This window comes from Thermofilum pendens Hrk 5, assembly GCF_000015225.1.
GTDB classification, from domain to species: domain Archaea; phylum Thermoproteota; class Thermoprotei; order Thermofilales; family Thermofilaceae; genus Thermofilum; species Thermofilum pendens.
On the sequence record NC_008698.1, the window covers coordinates 1,552,301 to 1,566,928 of the forward strand.

Genomic DNA, 14,628 nt, shown 5'->3' on the forward strand with positions numbered 1-14,628 from the left:
GCCTCGATAACAGCGAGAGACCAGGCGAGAAAAACTGTGATAACAGACTTTCAGCATGGTGGCAGGAGGAGACTCGTGTACGTATTGGTGAAGCTCTGCTGGAGAGAGCTGTTGATTAGGGAAGATATGACAGCAGGATATATATAGGAGTTTGTATAGCAAGTCTTTCGATGACAGTGGGATTTCGCGGGGAGACGGTGTTCCCCGAGTGTTGCAGGCACCTGTTTAGAAGCCCCGAGCTATCAGGCGTCATCAACTTGGAGAGAGACTTCCTCTGCTGCGCCGAGGACTACCCAGTCGCGCTGGTGCCCATCGGGCTACTTAGGCCTCACGAAGAGGTAGACCCGTCGAGGCTGAGGTCGCTCGAGGAGGAGATCCTCGGCGCCGGATACCTTGAGAGACCTGTACTCGTGGAGTGCGAGACGCTGATAATTCTCGACGGGCACCACAGGGTCGCCGTTCTCAGGAAGCTGGGGAAGACTGTGGTTCCAGCGTTGCTGGTTAGCTACGAGGATCCGTGCGTGAGCGTGGACAGCTGGAGGAGCGACTGGGTTGTAACCAAGGACCTCGTTATTAGAGCCGGGTTTACCGGGAAGCTACTCCCCCACAAGACTAGCAGGCACCGCCTGTGCTTCGAGGTACCGGAGGTGAGGTACCCTCTGTCCATGCTGAGGTGACCCCCGTGGACGCGCGTTTCCGCGGAGACGAGCACTTGAGGAGAGTGCTCGAAGTAGCTTCGAGGATTCTTAGGGAGGGCCGCGTTAAGTGCTTGTCCGGGAGGCCCGAGGACGCCCTAGTGGAGGAGGCCCTCGCTATGCTCGGGTGCAGGGTTCCGCGGTGCGGAGAGGCGCCCGCGGAGTGTAGCCTGGAGGAGCTCGGCTTCTACGAAGACGTGTCGCCGTCCACCCTTAGGGTTTTCAACAGCACCGAGGAGCTCCTCTACAAGAACTGGCCCACGCCCCTCGTGAGGCTCAACTCTCTGGGCGACGGGAAGGTGCGCGCCTGGGCTAAGCTCGAGTTCTTCAACCCGTTCAGCATGAGCGTTAAGGACAGGATTGGCTGGTACATGGTGAAGAAGCTCCTCGAAAAGCATCCCGGCGCGAGCCTCGCGCTCTACGAGGCGACGAGCACGAACACGGGGATGGCGCTCGCTGCGATGGGCGCAATTAAAGGGTTCAGGGTGAAGCTCTTCCTCCCGGAGACTATCCAAAAGGCTTCCGACACTCTGCTGTCAGTCATGGGGGCAGAAGTGCGCAGAGTGCCGAAAAGCCTCACAGTCGAGTTTATAGACGACGTGGAGCACCTAGCGAAAGAGGAGGGCGGGGTACACCTAAACCAGTTCGAAAACGACGCGAACTTCGGGGTACACCTGAGGTACACGGCCAAGGAGCTAGACCTCCAGGTTAGAAGCGCAAAGCTAAATCTGCGCGGCATCGTAGGGGGGCTGGGGACCTCCGGGCACCTCTCAGCGCTCTCGCTGTACTTTAAGAGCAGGTACAGCGACGTGAAGATATACGGCGTTCAACCCGCCCCCGGCACCGTGATCCCCGGGATCAGGAGGGTGGAGACGGGTATGAAGTGGGTTCACTACGTATCCGTGGACAAGGTGGTCGACGTAACCCCGGAGGAGGCGGTCGCCCACGCCGTGAAGGTGGCGAGGAGGGAGGGGATACTGGTGGGGCTCAGTAGCGGAGCGGTAACGGCGGCGTTCGAGGCTCTCTACAGCGGCGGCGAGCTACCCGAGGGCGACTACGTACTCGTATACCCCGACCACGGCTTCAAGTACGTAGAGCAGTTCTCCAAGTACCTTCCAATAATCCACCAGCGCTGAGGCAACTTTGCAAACCTCATTCGTCGGCAAAAGCGTCTCGGCAGTAAACCGTATTAACCCTCGCCGGATGATAGTATTCGATGAAGCTCCACGAAATAACAAGAGACTTGCTTCTAAGCGCCTTCGGCGGAGAGTCAATGGCGCACATGAGGTACCTGGTGTTCGCCGAGATAGCCGATAGAGAAGGTTTCCCAAACGTCGCTAGACTCTTCAGAGCAATAGCCTACGCCGAGTTCGTGCACGCGAAAAACCACTACGGGAACCTCGGCGACTACAAGGAGGCTTTCCCCGTGTACGCCGGCACCCCAGCGGGGCCTGGAACTACCTCCAAGAACCTCGAACTAGCCATAATGGGCGAGGAATACGAGGTTAACGAGATGTACCCAGCCTACATCGAGGTCGCCAGGTTCCAGGGCGAGAAGGGGGCCGAGAGGAGCTTCCGCTGGGCCCTCGAAGCGGAGAAGATCCACGCGAAGCTATACAGGGAGGCTAAAGCCAGCGTAGACCAAGGAAAGGACTGGCCGATAGACGGGAAAGTCTGGGTATGCCCCGTATGCGGGCACACGTACGTTGGACCAGAGCCGCCCGAGAAGTGCCCGATCTGCGGAGCCCCGAGAGAGAAATACCAGGGGTTCTGAGGAGAAAATAACTTCCTTTTTCCCCTCTGGGCGGGCTCGAAAGATTTTAGAACCTTTAGCGTTGTTTGACGCCTATGCCTTTAAAGAAAGCCACACTCAAGGTCTCCGGGATAGGGTGCGGTAGCTGCGTGGCTCCAAGCAAGGCACACCTGCTCCGAGTACCCGGCGTAGTAGCCGTATACGTGTTCGGCTCGCGCGTAGAGGTCGTATACGACGAGGAGAGAACGAGCCTAGACGAAGTACTGAAGTCTAGCGGGGTTAACGAGTACTACTTCGTACAGGTACTCTCCGTAGAGAGCGTAGACGACTCGCTGGGAGCCTCGGGGAGGAGCGAGAAGACCGAGACCCTCCGCCTAAACCTGTAGCACGCGAAGATCTGGGCGAGCACCCCACTACGCTTCGCGAAGACTTCTAACCGCCTCCACCACTTTGAACTCGCGCGCTACCGCTTTAGCCCCTTCGAAAGCCACTCCGGTGCGCGTGCATCCTCGTCGACTGGCATGGCTTTATGTCCAGCACAGGGGTACCGTCGAAGAGGTCTAGCCCCTCCACGCAGAGAAGCCTACCCTCACGCTTCACAAGCCTCACCACGCTAAGCGCTACGGGACTCCTGAAGCACGAATACCTGCACGCTAAGACTCTTTCCTCGAAACCTTTTGCTTGCATGAATTAATTCCGCAGTAGGCGAACGACTCAGCCCAGCGGTATTCTCCGCAAGCCTGGCACCCTATCGAAAGCCCTGTCATCCGAGACAATAACGCCGTCTACGGCTAGCGCCGAGGCTGCTATCATGCTGTCGAAATAGCTCAGCCCGTACTTTTCCTCCAACTCTGCCTGCCTAACAAACAACTCCGTGCCAATCGTAGAAACCTCTCTAACCCTGTAGCTTTTGAAAACGTGTTTCAAGGCATTCATCGCAGCGGCTATCTCGCCGGGCTTCCTGCCTCTTGCCCGCAACACGACCTGGAATTCTAGCAGAGCGGTATCGGGGACCTTCAACCCCTTCATAGACAGCAACCTTAAAGCCCTCCCATGTCTCGGGTCGCCGGGGCTCAAAGCGAAAAGAAACTCCGTATCAACGACAGGCATTCCTCAACCACTCTTCCGCCTTTCTTTCGTCCCTCTCTTCCCTGTAAGGTTCCCCGATAACCTCTGCGAGAACTTTGAACGGATTGAAATCTTTACGCTCAAGGACTATCCTACCCCCCTCCACCCTAACCTCCAGTAGATCCCCCTCTTTTAGGCCGACCTTCTCCCTCACGCTCTTTGGGATAACCACTGTGAACCTCTTCCCAACTCTAACAGATTCCGACATGCAATCCTCTCTGATTATTCCACAGTACAGCTATATAAGGATTCTGAAAACCCCGCATCAGATGATCCCAGCCCCCTAAACCTGGGCACGCGAAGACCGAGGGGTGAGTGCACTCATCCAAGTTATGTGCTTCGCGCGCTAAGCGCTGTGAGACTCCTGGGGCACGGTTACTTGGGCGGGTTCGAGTATCGGGCCGAGCTTCTCCCTGACAGCCTTCCTGACGGCCTCGGGGTCCGCGGAGCCCTCCACCGATACAACGGGGACTTCGAACTTGAGGGGGTCTGGCCTCGCGTAGACCCTGACCCCTCTCACCCCGGGGACCCCCGCGACCACCCTTTCTATAGCGCCGGGGCTCACCCTGTACCCGCTGACCTTCATCACGCCGTCCCTCCTGCCGAGCACCTCGATGTAGCCGTCAACCGAGTAGCGGGCGGCGTCGCCCGTGTCGTAGAAACCTTCCCGCCACTTCTCCCAGAAGTCGCCCGGCGCCTCCACGGGGATGGCGGGCCAAGGCTTCCTGACCACGAGCCTCCCGTCCTCCAGGACCTCGACGTGGAAGCCTGGCATCGGCGGGCCGCAGGTACCGGGGACTATGTGGGTAAACGTGTAGCTCGGGAGGTTGCCGACGAGGAACGTCCCCACCTCGCTCTGTATGTAGAGGTCCAGCACGGGTATAGCTCCCGAGAGCTCCGAGGGGACGGAGTCCACGAGGGGCCTCTTGAGGGTTCCCAGCACGCTGTAAGCCCAGCCCCACGTCTCGGCGTCGAGGGGCTCCGCCGTTACCAGCACTGCCTTCAGGGAGTCGTAGTCGTGGCTCCGGAAAAGCTCCGCCGGTTGCCTCGACATGAGCCTGAGGGCACCCGAGGTCGTCAGGAGCAGCGTGACACCGTAGCTCTCGACGATGCTTATCCACCTGTCCCAGCCCCTCCAGTCCGGCGCGCCGTCGTAGAGAACGACAGTGGAGCCCGTCATCAGGGGGCCGAAGACGAGGTAGGAGACACCGGTTATCCAGCCCGGCCAGACTGTGTTGAAGAGAGTCTCGCGGGGCTTGAGGCCTATCCACCTAGACGTCGCGTAGACCTGTACGAGGAAGCCCGCAGCCGGGTAGGACAGCGGCTTGAAGTCGTCCCTGTAGGCCGAGTGGAGGCCGAAGAGGGGCTCCGAGGAGCCGAGGACGGCGCTACCGCTGTAGGCGCCCGAGGAGAGAGCTTCATCGAGCGTGTAGACGCCGGGCGCCGCCGGGACCTTCCTTCCCAGCCTCTCCGAGACGAGCAGGACGGGCTTAGCCCCCGATTCCTCGACCGCCCTGAGCACGCTTCCAAGCGTGTCCACCTCCCTCCCCCTGCGGGTGTAGCCGTCCACAGTGAATACAACCCTGGAGCCCCTCCTCGCTATGCGCTTCGCCAGCTCGTAGTAGCCGAAGCCCGTGAAGACGGGCTCGAAGGGGGCGCCCACCCTCATCGCCGCCAGCATGAATGCCAGCGACTCGGGGTTCGGCGGCGAGTAGACAGTGACCCAGTCCCCCCTCCCCACCCCGACGCTTTCGAGCCAGCCGGCTATCCTCCCCGCCAGCGCGTCGAGCCCCTCGTACGTCAGAACCTCGGCGTCCCCGCTCTCCGACTCGTAGAGGACGGCGACCTTCCTCCAGACAGGGGTGCCCCTGTGCCTCGAGACAACGTTCTCGTAGGGGCTCAGCTCGCCGCCCGCGAACCACCTAACCCTGGGAGCCTCGCCCTCCACGACCCTCTCCCAGGGCTTCCTCCACAGCAACAGGCGCGCGTAGGAGGACCAGAATCCGTAGACGTCCTCCACGCTCTCCCGATACACCCTCCTGTACTCCGCGAGCGTCATCACCTTGAACCTAGCCGACGGCGGTACAACCCTCCTAGCCTGCTCCGGCACCACGCCTCCTCACCTCCTCCCCGGTACGACTACCTGCGTGTAAACGAGTGAGAGGTCGCGGAACCTGTACAGCCACCTCTCGGGCCCCGCCCTCAGGGGGACCGCTACCCTAGGCCTCACCGTCCTCACGACCTCGGATGCCTCCTCGGGCGTCATGGCCCCCTCGCCGAGGGGTAGGAGGGCGACGTCGATATCCTCGCCCCTGAGGCCTACTATCTCCTCGACTAGCCCCGTCGGGCCGGCATAGTAGACCTTGACCCCGCCTAGGTAGAACACGTAGCCGACGCCTCCCCCTTGCTCCGCGCGCCTGTAGCCGCTGACGACCCTAACCCTGAAGCCCTCCAGCTCCAGGGCGTCTCCAGGCTTCACGACGCGTCCCCCGCAGGGGGAGTAGAAATCGCCGCCGATGCCTTGTGGCTCGTAGCCGCAGCGGGTGTAGAAGAGGTACGCGTAGCCTCCGCCCGCGTTGACGCCTATGGATTTCCCGCCGAAGAGTATCCCGACGGAGACCCCCTCCCCAAGTAGCAGCGTTACCTCGCCGAGCTTAAGCCTCATAGCTACACCTCAGCATATCCTGGGGACAATGACCCCTCTAGGTGGCTCGATAATCCTGTGCCCGCCGACCCCCGTCTCGGAGACGACAAAGCCCCTGTACTTGGGGTTCTCGCGGAACTCCCCGATAACCCTCGCGTTCGGGAAACCCCTCCCCCTGAGCTCGGAGACTACTTCCTCGGCTACCTCGGGGGAGACCGAGAGGACCGCTGCGCCTTCGCTCGCGAGGTAGAGGGGGTCTACGCCGAGCATCTCCGCGAACCTCCTGACGGCGTCCCGCACCGGCACCTCCTCCTCCCTGATGACAGCCAGGAGCCCGCCGCTCCTAGCCCACTCGTTCAGAACACCCGCGAGCCCCCCGCGGGTCGGGTCCCTCGCCGCGTGGATGTACCCGGCGAACTTCTCGAAGACAGGTAGTAGCGGCGTCAGGGGCTTCGAGTCGCTCTTCAGAGAACCGCTCGCTATCTCCTCGACGTCCCCCATCCCCATCTGGAGCATCAGGATGACCGCGCCGTGGTCCCCGACGTAGTCCGTGACGACTATCTTGTCGCCGCCCCTCGGCTTGTCGACTATGGGGCTACGCGCAACCCCCAGCCCCACCGTGGTCACAGTTATCCTGTCGAGCTGGCCCTTCGGCATGACCTTGAAGTCCCCGCCTATCAGCGGCACACCTTCCTTTTCGAGCGCCTCGAGCATAGAGTTGACGATGGCCTCCAGGTCGCCCATCGGGAAGCCCTCCTCGACCACTATAGTGTCGAGCATGGCGACAGGCCTCCCGCCCATCATCACGACGTCGTTTATCGATCCGTGAACCGCGAGGCTACCTATGTTCCCGCCCGGGAAGAACGGAGGGTTCACGGTGTAAGAGTCCGCCGTGACGACGAGGAAGCCCCCGCCGGGCAGGGGTATGAGCGCGCCGTCGTCCGGGAAATCTATCCCGACGCCCCCCTCCACCCTCTTGAGGTGCTCCTTCACCCTCCTGAAGAAGAGCTCCTCGAGGAGCCTGAGGGTCTCCACGCCCCCCTGGCCGTCCGCTAGCTCTACGACCCCCTTGCCACCCGGGATACGCCTCACCCCTCCCGCTTCAGCTTCTCCGCGAGCGCCAGCACGTTCTCCCTGAGCGCGGTCAGCGCGTCCTCGGCCTCGCCCGCCTCCTGGAGTATCCCCCTGAGGAACTCTATCTCCTCCCTGAGCCCCTCGGGCGAGATCTTGGAGATAATGACGCCCGCGTGGACAACCACGATGTCCCCCCTGGAGACCCTGTCCCCGGCTATGCCGACGAAGACCTCCCTGACAACCCCGTCCCCGTAGTCCACCCTAGCAGTGGAGCCCGAAACCTCCAGCACGACGGCCGGAGTCCCCCAGCACACCGCGTACCACCACTAAAGCTAGGCGCGCGCCGCTTAAAAACCGTGCTTGTAGTATTTTTACATACGCTATCCCAGCCCGGCTTCCAGCGCTAGGTCTCGAGCTATCTGGTCCGCCAGCCCTCCCCCTCCGAACCTAGCCCAGACGGCGCACGTCCCCTCGAGGGAAACCATGCAGGGCCCGTACGGCTTCTCGGGGGTACACTTCTTCATGAACATGGGGCAGTCCGTGGGCTTAGCCTTCCCGAGCGTCACCTCGGCGCACCTACAGCCGGGAGGAGTGTCCTTCCGCCACTTCTCGGGCGTCAGCTCCTCGATCCCGAAGTGCCTCAAGGCGTCCAGGCGCCCGTACTTCTCCCTGAGCCTAAGCCCGCTGAGCGGCAGGAACCCTATCCCCCTCCACGCGTCGTCCACAGCTTCAAACGCCTCGTGTATAGCCGCCTGCGCCTCCAGGTCCCCCTCCCACGTCACCGCCCGCGTATACTCCACTTTGACCCCGTACTCCCCCCTCGCCAGTTGCCGCATGATCTCCGCGATACCCATGAGCACGTCTATAGGCTCGAACCCCGACACGACCACGGGCACCTGGAACTGCTCCGCGACGGGCTCCCACGCCTTCGCCCCGGTAACCGTCGACACGTGGCCCGGCGCTATCACCCCCATGACAGGCGGCTCCGTGGGCTTGTCGCGCAGGATGTCCAAGGAGTAGAACATGGCTGGAGGCGTGAGCTTAACGAGGCTCATGAGCTTGAGGTTCTCCGGGAGGCTCCCCGAGACGACCGCGCGGGCGTAGCCGGGGGCAACGGTCTCGAAGCCTATACCGAGAAAGACCGACTCGCCCCCATGCCTAGAGGCGTCCCTCACGGCGTCCACTAAGCTCACCACGAGCCTCACCCTACCCCCCGCCGCCCTAGCCTCCTCGAGGGACGAGACGCCGTCCACGGGGTTCACCGCGCGGAGCTTGAAGGTATCCCCGTACGTGTAAACGGTCACCCCGCTCAGGGAGAGCTCTATAGCCCTCTCGATGTACCAGGAAGGAGTGACGCAGACAGGGCACCCGGGCCCAGCCACCAGCTCGACCCCCTCCGGCATGAGGCTCCTAAGCCCGAAGTGCACGATAGTCCACTCGTGAGTCCCGCAGAAGTCCATGATCTTGATCCTGTAGTCCCGCCCCTCCCTAGCCCTTATCTCCTCGAACTTCCTGGCAATATACCCCCTAAGCGCCCCGGCAAGCCTAGCGTTAGACCTGAAAGCCTTCTCCAAGTAGCCAAGCTTCTCCAGAAAAGCGAGCCCCTGACCCTCCATATGTTGGAAAACCCGATTCTGATAGTTAAATCCTTAACCTAATGTGAAAGTCGAAAAAGTAGCGCTACGAGGCAAGTTGCTAGTTCAGAAAAAATCTTTAAGTAGGCTTTTTCTAAACTCGTGGAATTCTCTACTATACTCCTTCAATGCTTGATAAAACTTAAAGTATAAGTAAAAGTATTTCGAATAAAATTCGACATTTTGTGCAAGGGGTTCGGCACCACCATCTAAAATTTCATCTTTCAATGCTAATGCTTCTCTGTATCCGATTCTGTTCTGAGCCAAAGAGTAGTGAATCCATCCTCCCACTAGTGTAGGCTCTACGTGCTCCCTTACCACATAGAGAGGCATTCCGAACACGTCAGAGAATATTTGCCTCCAAGTACCTATCCGTAGTCCTCCCCCTCCCCCATGAGTAAGGAGAGGGTTAAGTCCGTGTTCTTTCAAGGCTTCTAGAATCATTTTCAGCGTGAAAGCAACTCCTTCCATTATTGCCCTAAGCATATCGTTACGCGTTGTAGATAGAGATGCGCCGTAAAATGCACCCCTGAAGTATGGGTCTCGTATCGGGAATCTTTCTCCAGTTAAGTAAGGTAAAAATACTAGGCCATTAGCTCCGGGCGGCGAGAGCCTAGTCTCTATGTCTAGCAAAGTGAACCTATCAATGTTTGCAGTCTCGGATACAATCTCCTCTGCAGTAGCAAAGTTTCTTAGAAACCACTCCACGGCTACCCCCGCGTTGTTCACGGCCCCGCCTACTATCCACCGTGAATTACCGGCATAGTACGAGAAAAAGCGCATATGCCTTCCGTCTAGGACAGGAGACGGCTCTGTAACTCTTATCGCGGCACTCGTACCCACGTTTAATGCTAGAACGTTACGCTCGAGGGCGATCACTCCGAAACTATGGGCACCGGCATCTGATACCCCGGGGTATATCGGCGTAGCTTTTTTAAAGCCTGTAAGTGTCGAAGCCTCACTGGAGAGCTCTAAATGCTCTTTCTCGCCGATATACAGCTCTGGGAGGTTTTCTTCGCCAAGCCCGGCTATCTCAATTGCTTTTTCGCTCCATTTAAGACTACGTATATCCACCATTTGAGCACCCGAAGCGGTCGAAACGTCCACCGCTAGATGCCCAGTTAGCTTGAAGAGGGGGAATTCCTTAACGGACACGGCGACCTTAAAGCCTGCTCTAGGGTTTAACAGCCTTCTCAGGTAAATTATTTTTATCAATGGATACACGTATAGAGGGGGGCACCCCGTTTCCTGATACAGCTCGTAGCTTTCCGCGTCTATCTCATCTATGAATTGTGACGGGCGAGTATCTAGGTACGTTACAAGCCCAGAAAGCGGTTCGCCCTCTCTGTCTAGAATCATTGCGCTGTGCATCTGAGAAGTGAAAAATATCGCTTCTGCCTCACCTTTTGTGAACTTAGCGGCTTGCCTCAAAGAAGAAACTACTTTCGAGTATATCTCATAGGGGTTTTGCTCAGCCCTGCCGGATGCGTCTACCTCAAGTGTAACACGTTCCGTGAACGAGTGCAGAAGACGCCCATCCTCGTTAAAAATACCCGTTTTGATGTTTGTAGTACCAATGTCCACAACAACAATTGCCATAAAGCTCACTAGGCTTTAACAGCTCCCCTTATCAATCCTGCTACAACGTATTTCTGCACCAGCATGTAAAGAACTGAGGGGACAAGCCCTGCAAATATTGCCGTGGCAGCTAAACCTCCTGGATCCACTATCTCGCCTCCCCATAGGAAGAATGTCGTCGCTATCGGGAGAGTATAGTTTCTGCTAGAGCTAAGAAGCACTAATGCAAAGAGTAGGTCGTTCCAGGAGAGAGTGAAGGAGAAGATAAACGCTGTGATAAAGCCTGGAACCGACACTGGTATAACGACTCTCCATAAGGCTTCAAATCTCGTGCAACCATCTATTAAAGCGGCCTCTTCGAGAACCCTGGGTATACCGTAGAAGTAGCTTCTCATCATCAGAGTAGAGTAGGGTAAAGTGTACGCTAAGTGGACTAAAGCTAGACCATGAAGTGTGTTATAGAGTCCGAGGTTCCGCACGATGATTAAGACGGGAACTATCAGTATGAAGACTGGGAAGACATATGCGAATAAAACGAGCCATGTAACCACTCTTTTCCCTTTGTAGTCGAACCTCGCAAGGTTGTAGCCTGCAAGCGAGCCTAGAATAACGCCTATTGTAGATGCTAGCAATGAAACGATAAGGCTGTTCCTAATGTATACAATCATGGGGTCAGGCAGTGCGGCTCTTATTCCCATTCCACGTAAAATAGCTTCAAGCGACGGGTTAAAGAGACTTAAGTAATTGTCCAAGGTTATCTTTGTTGGTAGAGGTTTCCAGGCCTCTTCAGGTGTAGAAATACTTGTTTTAAAAGCCCAGAACGTCGGTATTACTATCCAAAGCAGTAAGATCGCAGAGCCTGCAAAGATAATTAATCTTTCAACCAGTTTCCTCCCTTCCCCCATGGCTACTCACCCATCTGCTTTAAGGTAAAGTAAATCAGCACAAGGTATATCGGCAAGACAAGAATCGTGTATGCAGCCGCTAGGGGGAAGTTTATTTCAGTCATAAAGGCTATCTTAAAGGTAGCTATTGGAATGGTTGTTGTCGCGTCCACGGGACCTCCACCCGTAGTCATGTATATCTGGGTAAACTCCCCGAGCGTCCACATTGTGGAGAGGAGAGCTACAGTGTATAATACAGGCTTGAGTTGCGGAATGGTTACATGGATGAACTTCTGAAGCGCTGATGCCCCATCAATCTCAGCGGCTTCATAAAGCTCTTCGGGAATAGCCTGCAGGCCGGCTAGGTACCCCATGAAGAAGAAGGGCCAGCCGTGCCAGATATTGATAAGTATGACTGATGCCATCGCCATGTCGTAGCTCATCCAGTGAACAGGTTGAAGACCCATTAACTTCAGAACGGTGTTGAAAGTGCCTCGATAGTCATAGTTAAACCAGAACAGTACAGCAACCACGAACGATGGAAATGCCCAGGGAAGTATGGAGAAACCTCTGAGGAAGCCCCTCCCCCAGAATTTCTTGTTTAAAAGCAGAGCTACTCCTAAGCCTATAAGAGCCTTAAAGAAGACCGAAGTAAAAGTGTAGATTACTGAGTTAACGACACTCTTGTAGAAGGAGGCAGAGCTGAGAAGCCTTTGATAGTTTTTAAGTCCAATGAAGACAGCCTCACCCCCCAGGCTTTTCTCCTGAAAACTTAGCCAAACATTGTAGCCTATTGGGATAATGAATATAATTATGATAAGTGTGAGTGTTGGTACCACGTAAAGCCATTGCGAAAGCAACTTTGAATGCTTCATGAGAAAAACACCCTTTAAAAAGAAAAAACTTATCCTCCGTAAACCCTGCGCACTTCCTCGCGTAGTCTCGCTGCATACTCGTCAATTACTTTGTCGGGATCTTCGCCCTTGACTACAACCCTTTGTATCATTTCGTTCCAGATGAAGCCTTCTCTGAACGTCTCACTGGGCGTAGTTCTCTCGCCAAGCGGGAAAGCAGCAGTCTCCATAAACTTGATTTTCTCTACTGCAACTGCTGGGTCTTCTCCAAAGGCTGGGTACTTGCCCTTCTTCCAGTCACTGGAAATTACCTTCATTTGCGACTTAAATGGAGGCAAGAAGTAGAGGGCGCCGGCTTCGACGAAGCCTCGGCGATAATCATCCTTGTCAGCAAATAGGTAGTAAACTAGGTCCTTTGCGAGATCCGGGTACTTCGTAGTCTTGAATATGAATGTGCTCTCGTCTCCACAATCAACAGATATGGGTAACACGAACAGCTTAGTCTTGGCGGCGAGCTCTGGGTTTTGCGTCATTAGAGCATAGTAAATACTTGCTGGGTTTATTGTCATAGCTATTTTGCCTTGTATGTAGGCGTTGTTATTCGATGCGTCCACCCACTGGTCGCTATCAGGCGGTGTCAGCTTCTCAACCCATATTTTCCTCTCTATTTCGAAGGCCTTTTTAAGCGCAGAACGGTAAGGTTCCTTGTCCATAATCACTCCGGCAACGCTCCTATTTGCAAGCATAGCCCCACCGTATCCTCCCCAGAAGTGCTCGAAGGTCCACCATGTGTCGTAACCATTTAGCCCTAGTGGCAAGCCTACGCCGTAAACGCCTGGCTCTACGTTATGTAAAGCTTTAGCCGCTACGTAGAAATCATCCAACGACTTTAGCGGGAACAGGTTCTGTGCACCGGCTTTCTGTACGATGTCCCAGCGCACGTGAAGCCATGTCATTTCAAATCCCATAGGCACACAGTAATAGTGTCCTCCCCAAGAGCATATTTTGAGCTTAATTTCATAAAAGTCGCTCTTGTTTAGTTTCTCGATAACATCGTCTAAGGGAAGTAGCAAACCCTTCTCAGCGAATATCGCAACCGGGTGCCCGTTGATAACAATGTCGGGAGGGTTCCCTGCTTCGACAGCGGCGGTCAGCTTTTTACCTATATCTGCTACCGCGTACCAAGTTATCTCAACGTCCACATTATTCTTGCTTGCCCACTCGCGAACCTTCTTTTCGATCCAGTACATCTGAGGAGGAACAAAGGTAGCTCTACCCCAGATCACGAGGTGAGGCTTAGGCTTAGGCGTTAGCTGTTGAACGAGTAGAACGCCTATTCCTGCGACTATTATTACGGCTAAGACTATGAGAGCAATTATTTTCGTTGGAGGTTTTTTGCTCATCGAGAAAGAAATTTATACTATAAATTATTAAAGCTACAGCCAAATTCGTTTGGGCTATGCTAGGTCTCTACTCCTTCTAACAATTCCTCAATGTACGACTTTAAAATCTCTTGAACCTCGTGAGGAGCTGGCAGGAAAGGTTTTCTTGGAAAGCCGGCGTCTACCCCTCTAAGTTTTAGTGCCAAGTACACTAGAGGTATTGTGGGCCCGAGTCTTTGCACCTGTCTCCGTACTTTGTTGATTTTATACTGTATTTTAGCGGCGTTCTCGAAATCTCTGTTCTCTAAAGCCTTAAACAATTTGAAGACTATCTCCGGAGCATAGTTGGACATACCAGGTATAAAAGCCCTGGCCCCGAGAACATACGTGGGAAGCATTAAGGCCTCCGTCCCCACCACTACGTCAAAATCTTCGCCCAAGGTAACCTTATAGTCTATGAACGCCTGAACATCGAAGCTACTATCTTTTATCCCCGCGACTCCGACCTCTTTTAACTTAAGAGCGAGTTCGGGCGTAATTGGATAACCTACTCGTGGAGGATTGTTGTACGCGTATACGGGTATAGAAACGGAGTCTACGAGTTCTCTGAAAAAGTTGAGTATATGCGTCTCAGAGTGATGGTAATAAAAGGGTGGTACACTAGCCACGGCGTGGGCCCCTATGTCCTGCGCGTGTTTAGCAAGCTCTACGGCTGTCTCTGTATCGGCAGACCCCACGTGTACAACTATCAGCTTCTCGCCTCCTACAAGCTCGGCAACTCTTTCAGCAACCTTTTTCCTTTGATCAGTCCTCATCAGAGGGCCCAGACCGTAAGTCCCACAAAGATAATATCCGTGAACATAGGGCTTTGTAAACTCAACAATCCCACTTAGGCGGTCTACCGAGAGATTACCTTTTGTGTCAAAAGGTGTAATAAGGGGAGGAATTATTCCGTATAGACGTGTAACAGGCATACACCACTCCTACCACTGATCCTATCAT

At 55.7% G+C, this 14,628-nt stretch carries 17 protein-coding genes; 4 read left to right on the forward strand and 13 right to left on the reverse strand.

Annotated features, from left to right (window positions below; translation table 11 throughout):
- The first annotated feature begins 170 nt into the window (after positions 1-170).
- The 4 genes from TPEN_RS08195 to TPEN_RS08210 all read left to right on the forward strand — a co-directional run bounded on the left by TPEN_RS08195 (position 171) and on the right by TPEN_RS08210 (position 2,834).
- Positions 171-677 (forward strand): ParB N-terminal domain-containing protein, encoded by a 507-nt coding sequence (locus tag TPEN_RS08195; protein ID WP_011753264.1) that lies wholly within the window; start codon positions 171-173, stop codon positions 675-677.
- Positions 678-682: 5 nt separating this feature from the next.
- Positions 683-1,831, forward strand: coding sequence for a PLP-dependent cysteine synthase family protein (locus TPEN_RS08200; RefSeq protein WP_011753265.1), 1,149 nt, complete (start codon positions 683-685; stop codon positions 1,829-1,831).
- Between the two features lie 80 nt (positions 1,832-1,911).
- Positions 1,912-2,469 (forward strand): rubrerythrin family protein, encoded by a 558-nt coding sequence (locus TPEN_RS08205; protein WP_011753266.1) that lies wholly within the window; start codon positions 1,912-1,914, stop codon positions 2,467-2,469.
- 74 nt (positions 2,470-2,543) lie between these two features.
- Positions 2,544-2,834: a heavy-metal-associated domain-containing protein gene (locus TPEN_RS08210; protein WP_011753267.1), complete on the forward strand. Its 291-nt coding sequence runs from the start codon at positions 2,544-2,546 to the stop codon at positions 2,832-2,834.
- Between the two features lie 85 nt (positions 2,835-2,919).
- Here the strand turns inward: TPEN_RS08210 and TPEN_RS08215 are convergent, their stop codons facing one another.
- The 13 genes from TPEN_RS08215 to TPEN_RS08275 all read right to left on the reverse strand — a co-directional run bounded on the left by TPEN_RS08215 (position 2,920) and on the right by TPEN_RS08275 (position 14,600).
- Positions 2,920-3,135: a TrmO family methyltransferase domain-containing protein gene (locus TPEN_RS08215; protein ID WP_011753268.1), complete on the reverse strand. Its 216-nt coding sequence runs from the start codon at positions 3,133-3,135 to the stop codon at positions 2,920-2,922.
- A 27-nt stretch (positions 3,136-3,162) separates the two neighbouring features.
- The gene (locus tag TPEN_RS08220; RefSeq protein ID WP_011753269.1) at positions 3,163-3,558 is read right to left on the reverse strand and encodes a type II toxin-antitoxin system VapC family toxin; all 396 of its coding nucleotides are present in this window, start codon (positions 3,556-3,558) and stop codon (positions 3,163-3,165) included.
- A complete protein-coding gene (locus TPEN_RS08225) occupies positions 3,545-3,784 on the reverse strand; it encodes an AbrB/MazE/SpoVT family DNA-binding domain-containing protein (RefSeq protein ID WP_011753270.1) in 240 nt (79 codons plus the stop codon). Before TPEN_RS08225 ends, TPEN_RS08220 begins: the two co-directional genes overlap by 14 nt.
- Positions 3,785-3,922: 138 nt before the next feature.
- Positions 3,923-5,689: an AMP-binding protein gene (locus tag TPEN_RS08230; protein ID WP_011753271.1), complete on the reverse strand. Its 1,767-nt coding sequence runs from the start codon at positions 5,687-5,689 to the stop codon at positions 3,923-3,925.
- A 6-nt stretch (positions 5,690-5,695) separates the two neighbouring features.
- On the reverse strand, positions 5,696-6,241 hold the full coding sequence (locus tag TPEN_RS08235; RefSeq protein ID WP_011753272.1) for an MBL fold metallo-hydrolase: 546 nt from the start codon (positions 6,239-6,241) through the stop codon (positions 5,696-5,698).
- A gap of 9 nt (positions 6,242-6,250) precedes the next feature.
- Positions 6,251-7,312, reverse strand: coding sequence for a hydrogenase expression/formation protein HypE (hypE, locus tag TPEN_RS08240; protein ID WP_011753273.1), 1,062 nt, complete (start codon positions 7,310-7,312; stop codon positions 6,251-6,253).
- Positions 7,309-7,608, reverse strand: a complete 300-nt coding sequence (locus TPEN_RS08245) for a HypC/HybG/HupF family hydrogenase formation chaperone (protein ID WP_011753274.1) — start codon at positions 7,606-7,608, stop codon at positions 7,309-7,311. The genes hypE and TPEN_RS08245 overlap by 4 nt, the downstream gene beginning before the upstream one ends.
- Before the next feature lie 66 nt (positions 7,609-7,674).
- Positions 7,675-8,910 carry a hydrogenase formation protein HypD gene (gene hypD / locus TPEN_RS08250; protein ID WP_011753275.1) on the reverse strand — a complete coding sequence of 412 codons (1,236 nt, stop codon included), beginning with the start codon at positions 8,908-8,910 and terminating at the stop codon, positions 7,675-7,677.
- A gap of 84 nt (positions 8,911-8,994) precedes the next feature.
- Positions 8,995-10,527: a gluconokinase gene (locus TPEN_RS08255; RefSeq protein WP_011753276.1), complete on the reverse strand. Its 1,533-nt coding sequence runs from the start codon at positions 10,525-10,527 to the stop codon at positions 8,995-8,997.
- Positions 10,528-10,535: 8 nt separating this feature from the next.
- Positions 10,536-11,411 carry a carbohydrate ABC transporter permease gene (locus tag TPEN_RS08260; RefSeq protein ID WP_011753277.1) on the reverse strand — a complete coding sequence of 292 codons (876 nt, stop codon included), beginning with the start codon at positions 11,409-11,411 and terminating at the stop codon, positions 10,536-10,538.
- 2 nt (positions 11,412-11,413) lie between these two features.
- A complete protein-coding gene (locus TPEN_RS08265; RefSeq protein ID WP_011753278.1) occupies positions 11,414-12,265 on the reverse strand; it encodes a carbohydrate ABC transporter permease in 852 nt (283 codons plus the stop codon).
- Positions 12,266-12,294: 29 nt separating this feature from the next.
- Positions 12,295-13,647: an ABC transporter substrate-binding protein gene (locus tag TPEN_RS08270; protein WP_011753279.1), complete on the reverse strand. Its 1,353-nt coding sequence runs from the start codon at positions 13,645-13,647 to the stop codon at positions 12,295-12,297.
- A gap of 59 nt (positions 13,648-13,706) precedes the next feature.
- Positions 13,707-14,600, reverse strand: a complete 894-nt coding sequence (locus TPEN_RS08275; RefSeq protein WP_011753280.1) for a dihydrodipicolinate synthase family protein — start codon at positions 14,598-14,600, stop codon at positions 13,707-13,709.
- Between the last annotated feature and the right edge of the window lie 28 nt (positions 14,601-14,628).

What these genes read in the sequence shown, in the direction of transcription:
- TPEN_RS08195 (WP_011753264.1), top strand. Translation starts at nt 171, where the DNA reads ATGACAGTGGGATTTCGCGGGGAGACGGTGTTCCCCGAGTGTTGCAGG.
- TPEN_RS08205 (WP_011753266.1), top strand. Translation starts at nt 1,912, where the DNA reads ATGAAGCTCCACGAAATAACAAGAGACTTGCTTCTAAGCGCCTTCGGC.
- TPEN_RS08210 (WP_011753267.1), top strand. Translation starts at nt 2,544, where the DNA reads ATGCCTTTAAAGAAAGCCACACTCAAGGTCTCCGGGATAGGGTGCGGT.
- TPEN_RS08215 (WP_011753268.1), bottom strand. Translation starts at nt 3,135, where the DNA reads ATGCAAGCAAAAGGTTTCGAGGAAAGAGTCTTAGCGTGCAGGTATTCG.
- TPEN_RS08220 (WP_011753269.1), bottom strand. Translation starts at nt 3,558, where the DNA reads ATGCCTGTCGTTGATACGGAGTTTCTTTTCGCTTTGAGCCCCGGCGAC.
- TPEN_RS08225 (WP_011753270.1), bottom strand. Translation starts at nt 3,784, where the DNA reads ATGTCGGAATCTGTTAGAGTTGGGAAGAGGTTCACAGTGGTTATCCCA.
- TPEN_RS08235 (WP_011753272.1), bottom strand. Translation starts at nt 6,241, where the DNA reads ATGAGGCTTAAGCTCGGCGAGGTAACGCTGCTACTTGGGGAGGGGGTC.
- hypD (WP_011753275.1), bottom strand. Translation starts at nt 8,910, where the DNA reads ATGGAGGGTCAGGGGCTCGCTTTTCTGGAGAAGCTTGGCTACTTGGAG.
- TPEN_RS08255 (WP_011753276.1), bottom strand. Translation starts at nt 10,527, where the DNA reads ATGGCAATTGTTGTTGTGGACATTGGTACTACAAACATCAAAACGGGT.
- TPEN_RS08260 (WP_011753277.1), bottom strand. Translation starts at nt 11,411, where the DNA reads ATGGGGGAAGGGAGGAAACTGGTTGAAAGATTAATTATCTTTGCAGGC.
- TPEN_RS08265 (WP_011753278.1), bottom strand. Translation starts at nt 12,265, where the DNA reads ATGAAGCATTCAAAGTTGCTTTCGCAATGGCTTTACGTGGTACCAACA.
- TPEN_RS08270 (WP_011753279.1), bottom strand. Translation starts at nt 13,647, where the DNA reads ATGAGCAAAAAACCTCCAACGAAAATAATTGCTCTCATAGTCTTAGCC.
- TPEN_RS08275 (WP_011753280.1), bottom strand. Translation starts at nt 14,600, where the DNA reads ATGCCTGTTACACGTCTATACGGAATAATTCCTCCCCTTATTACACCT.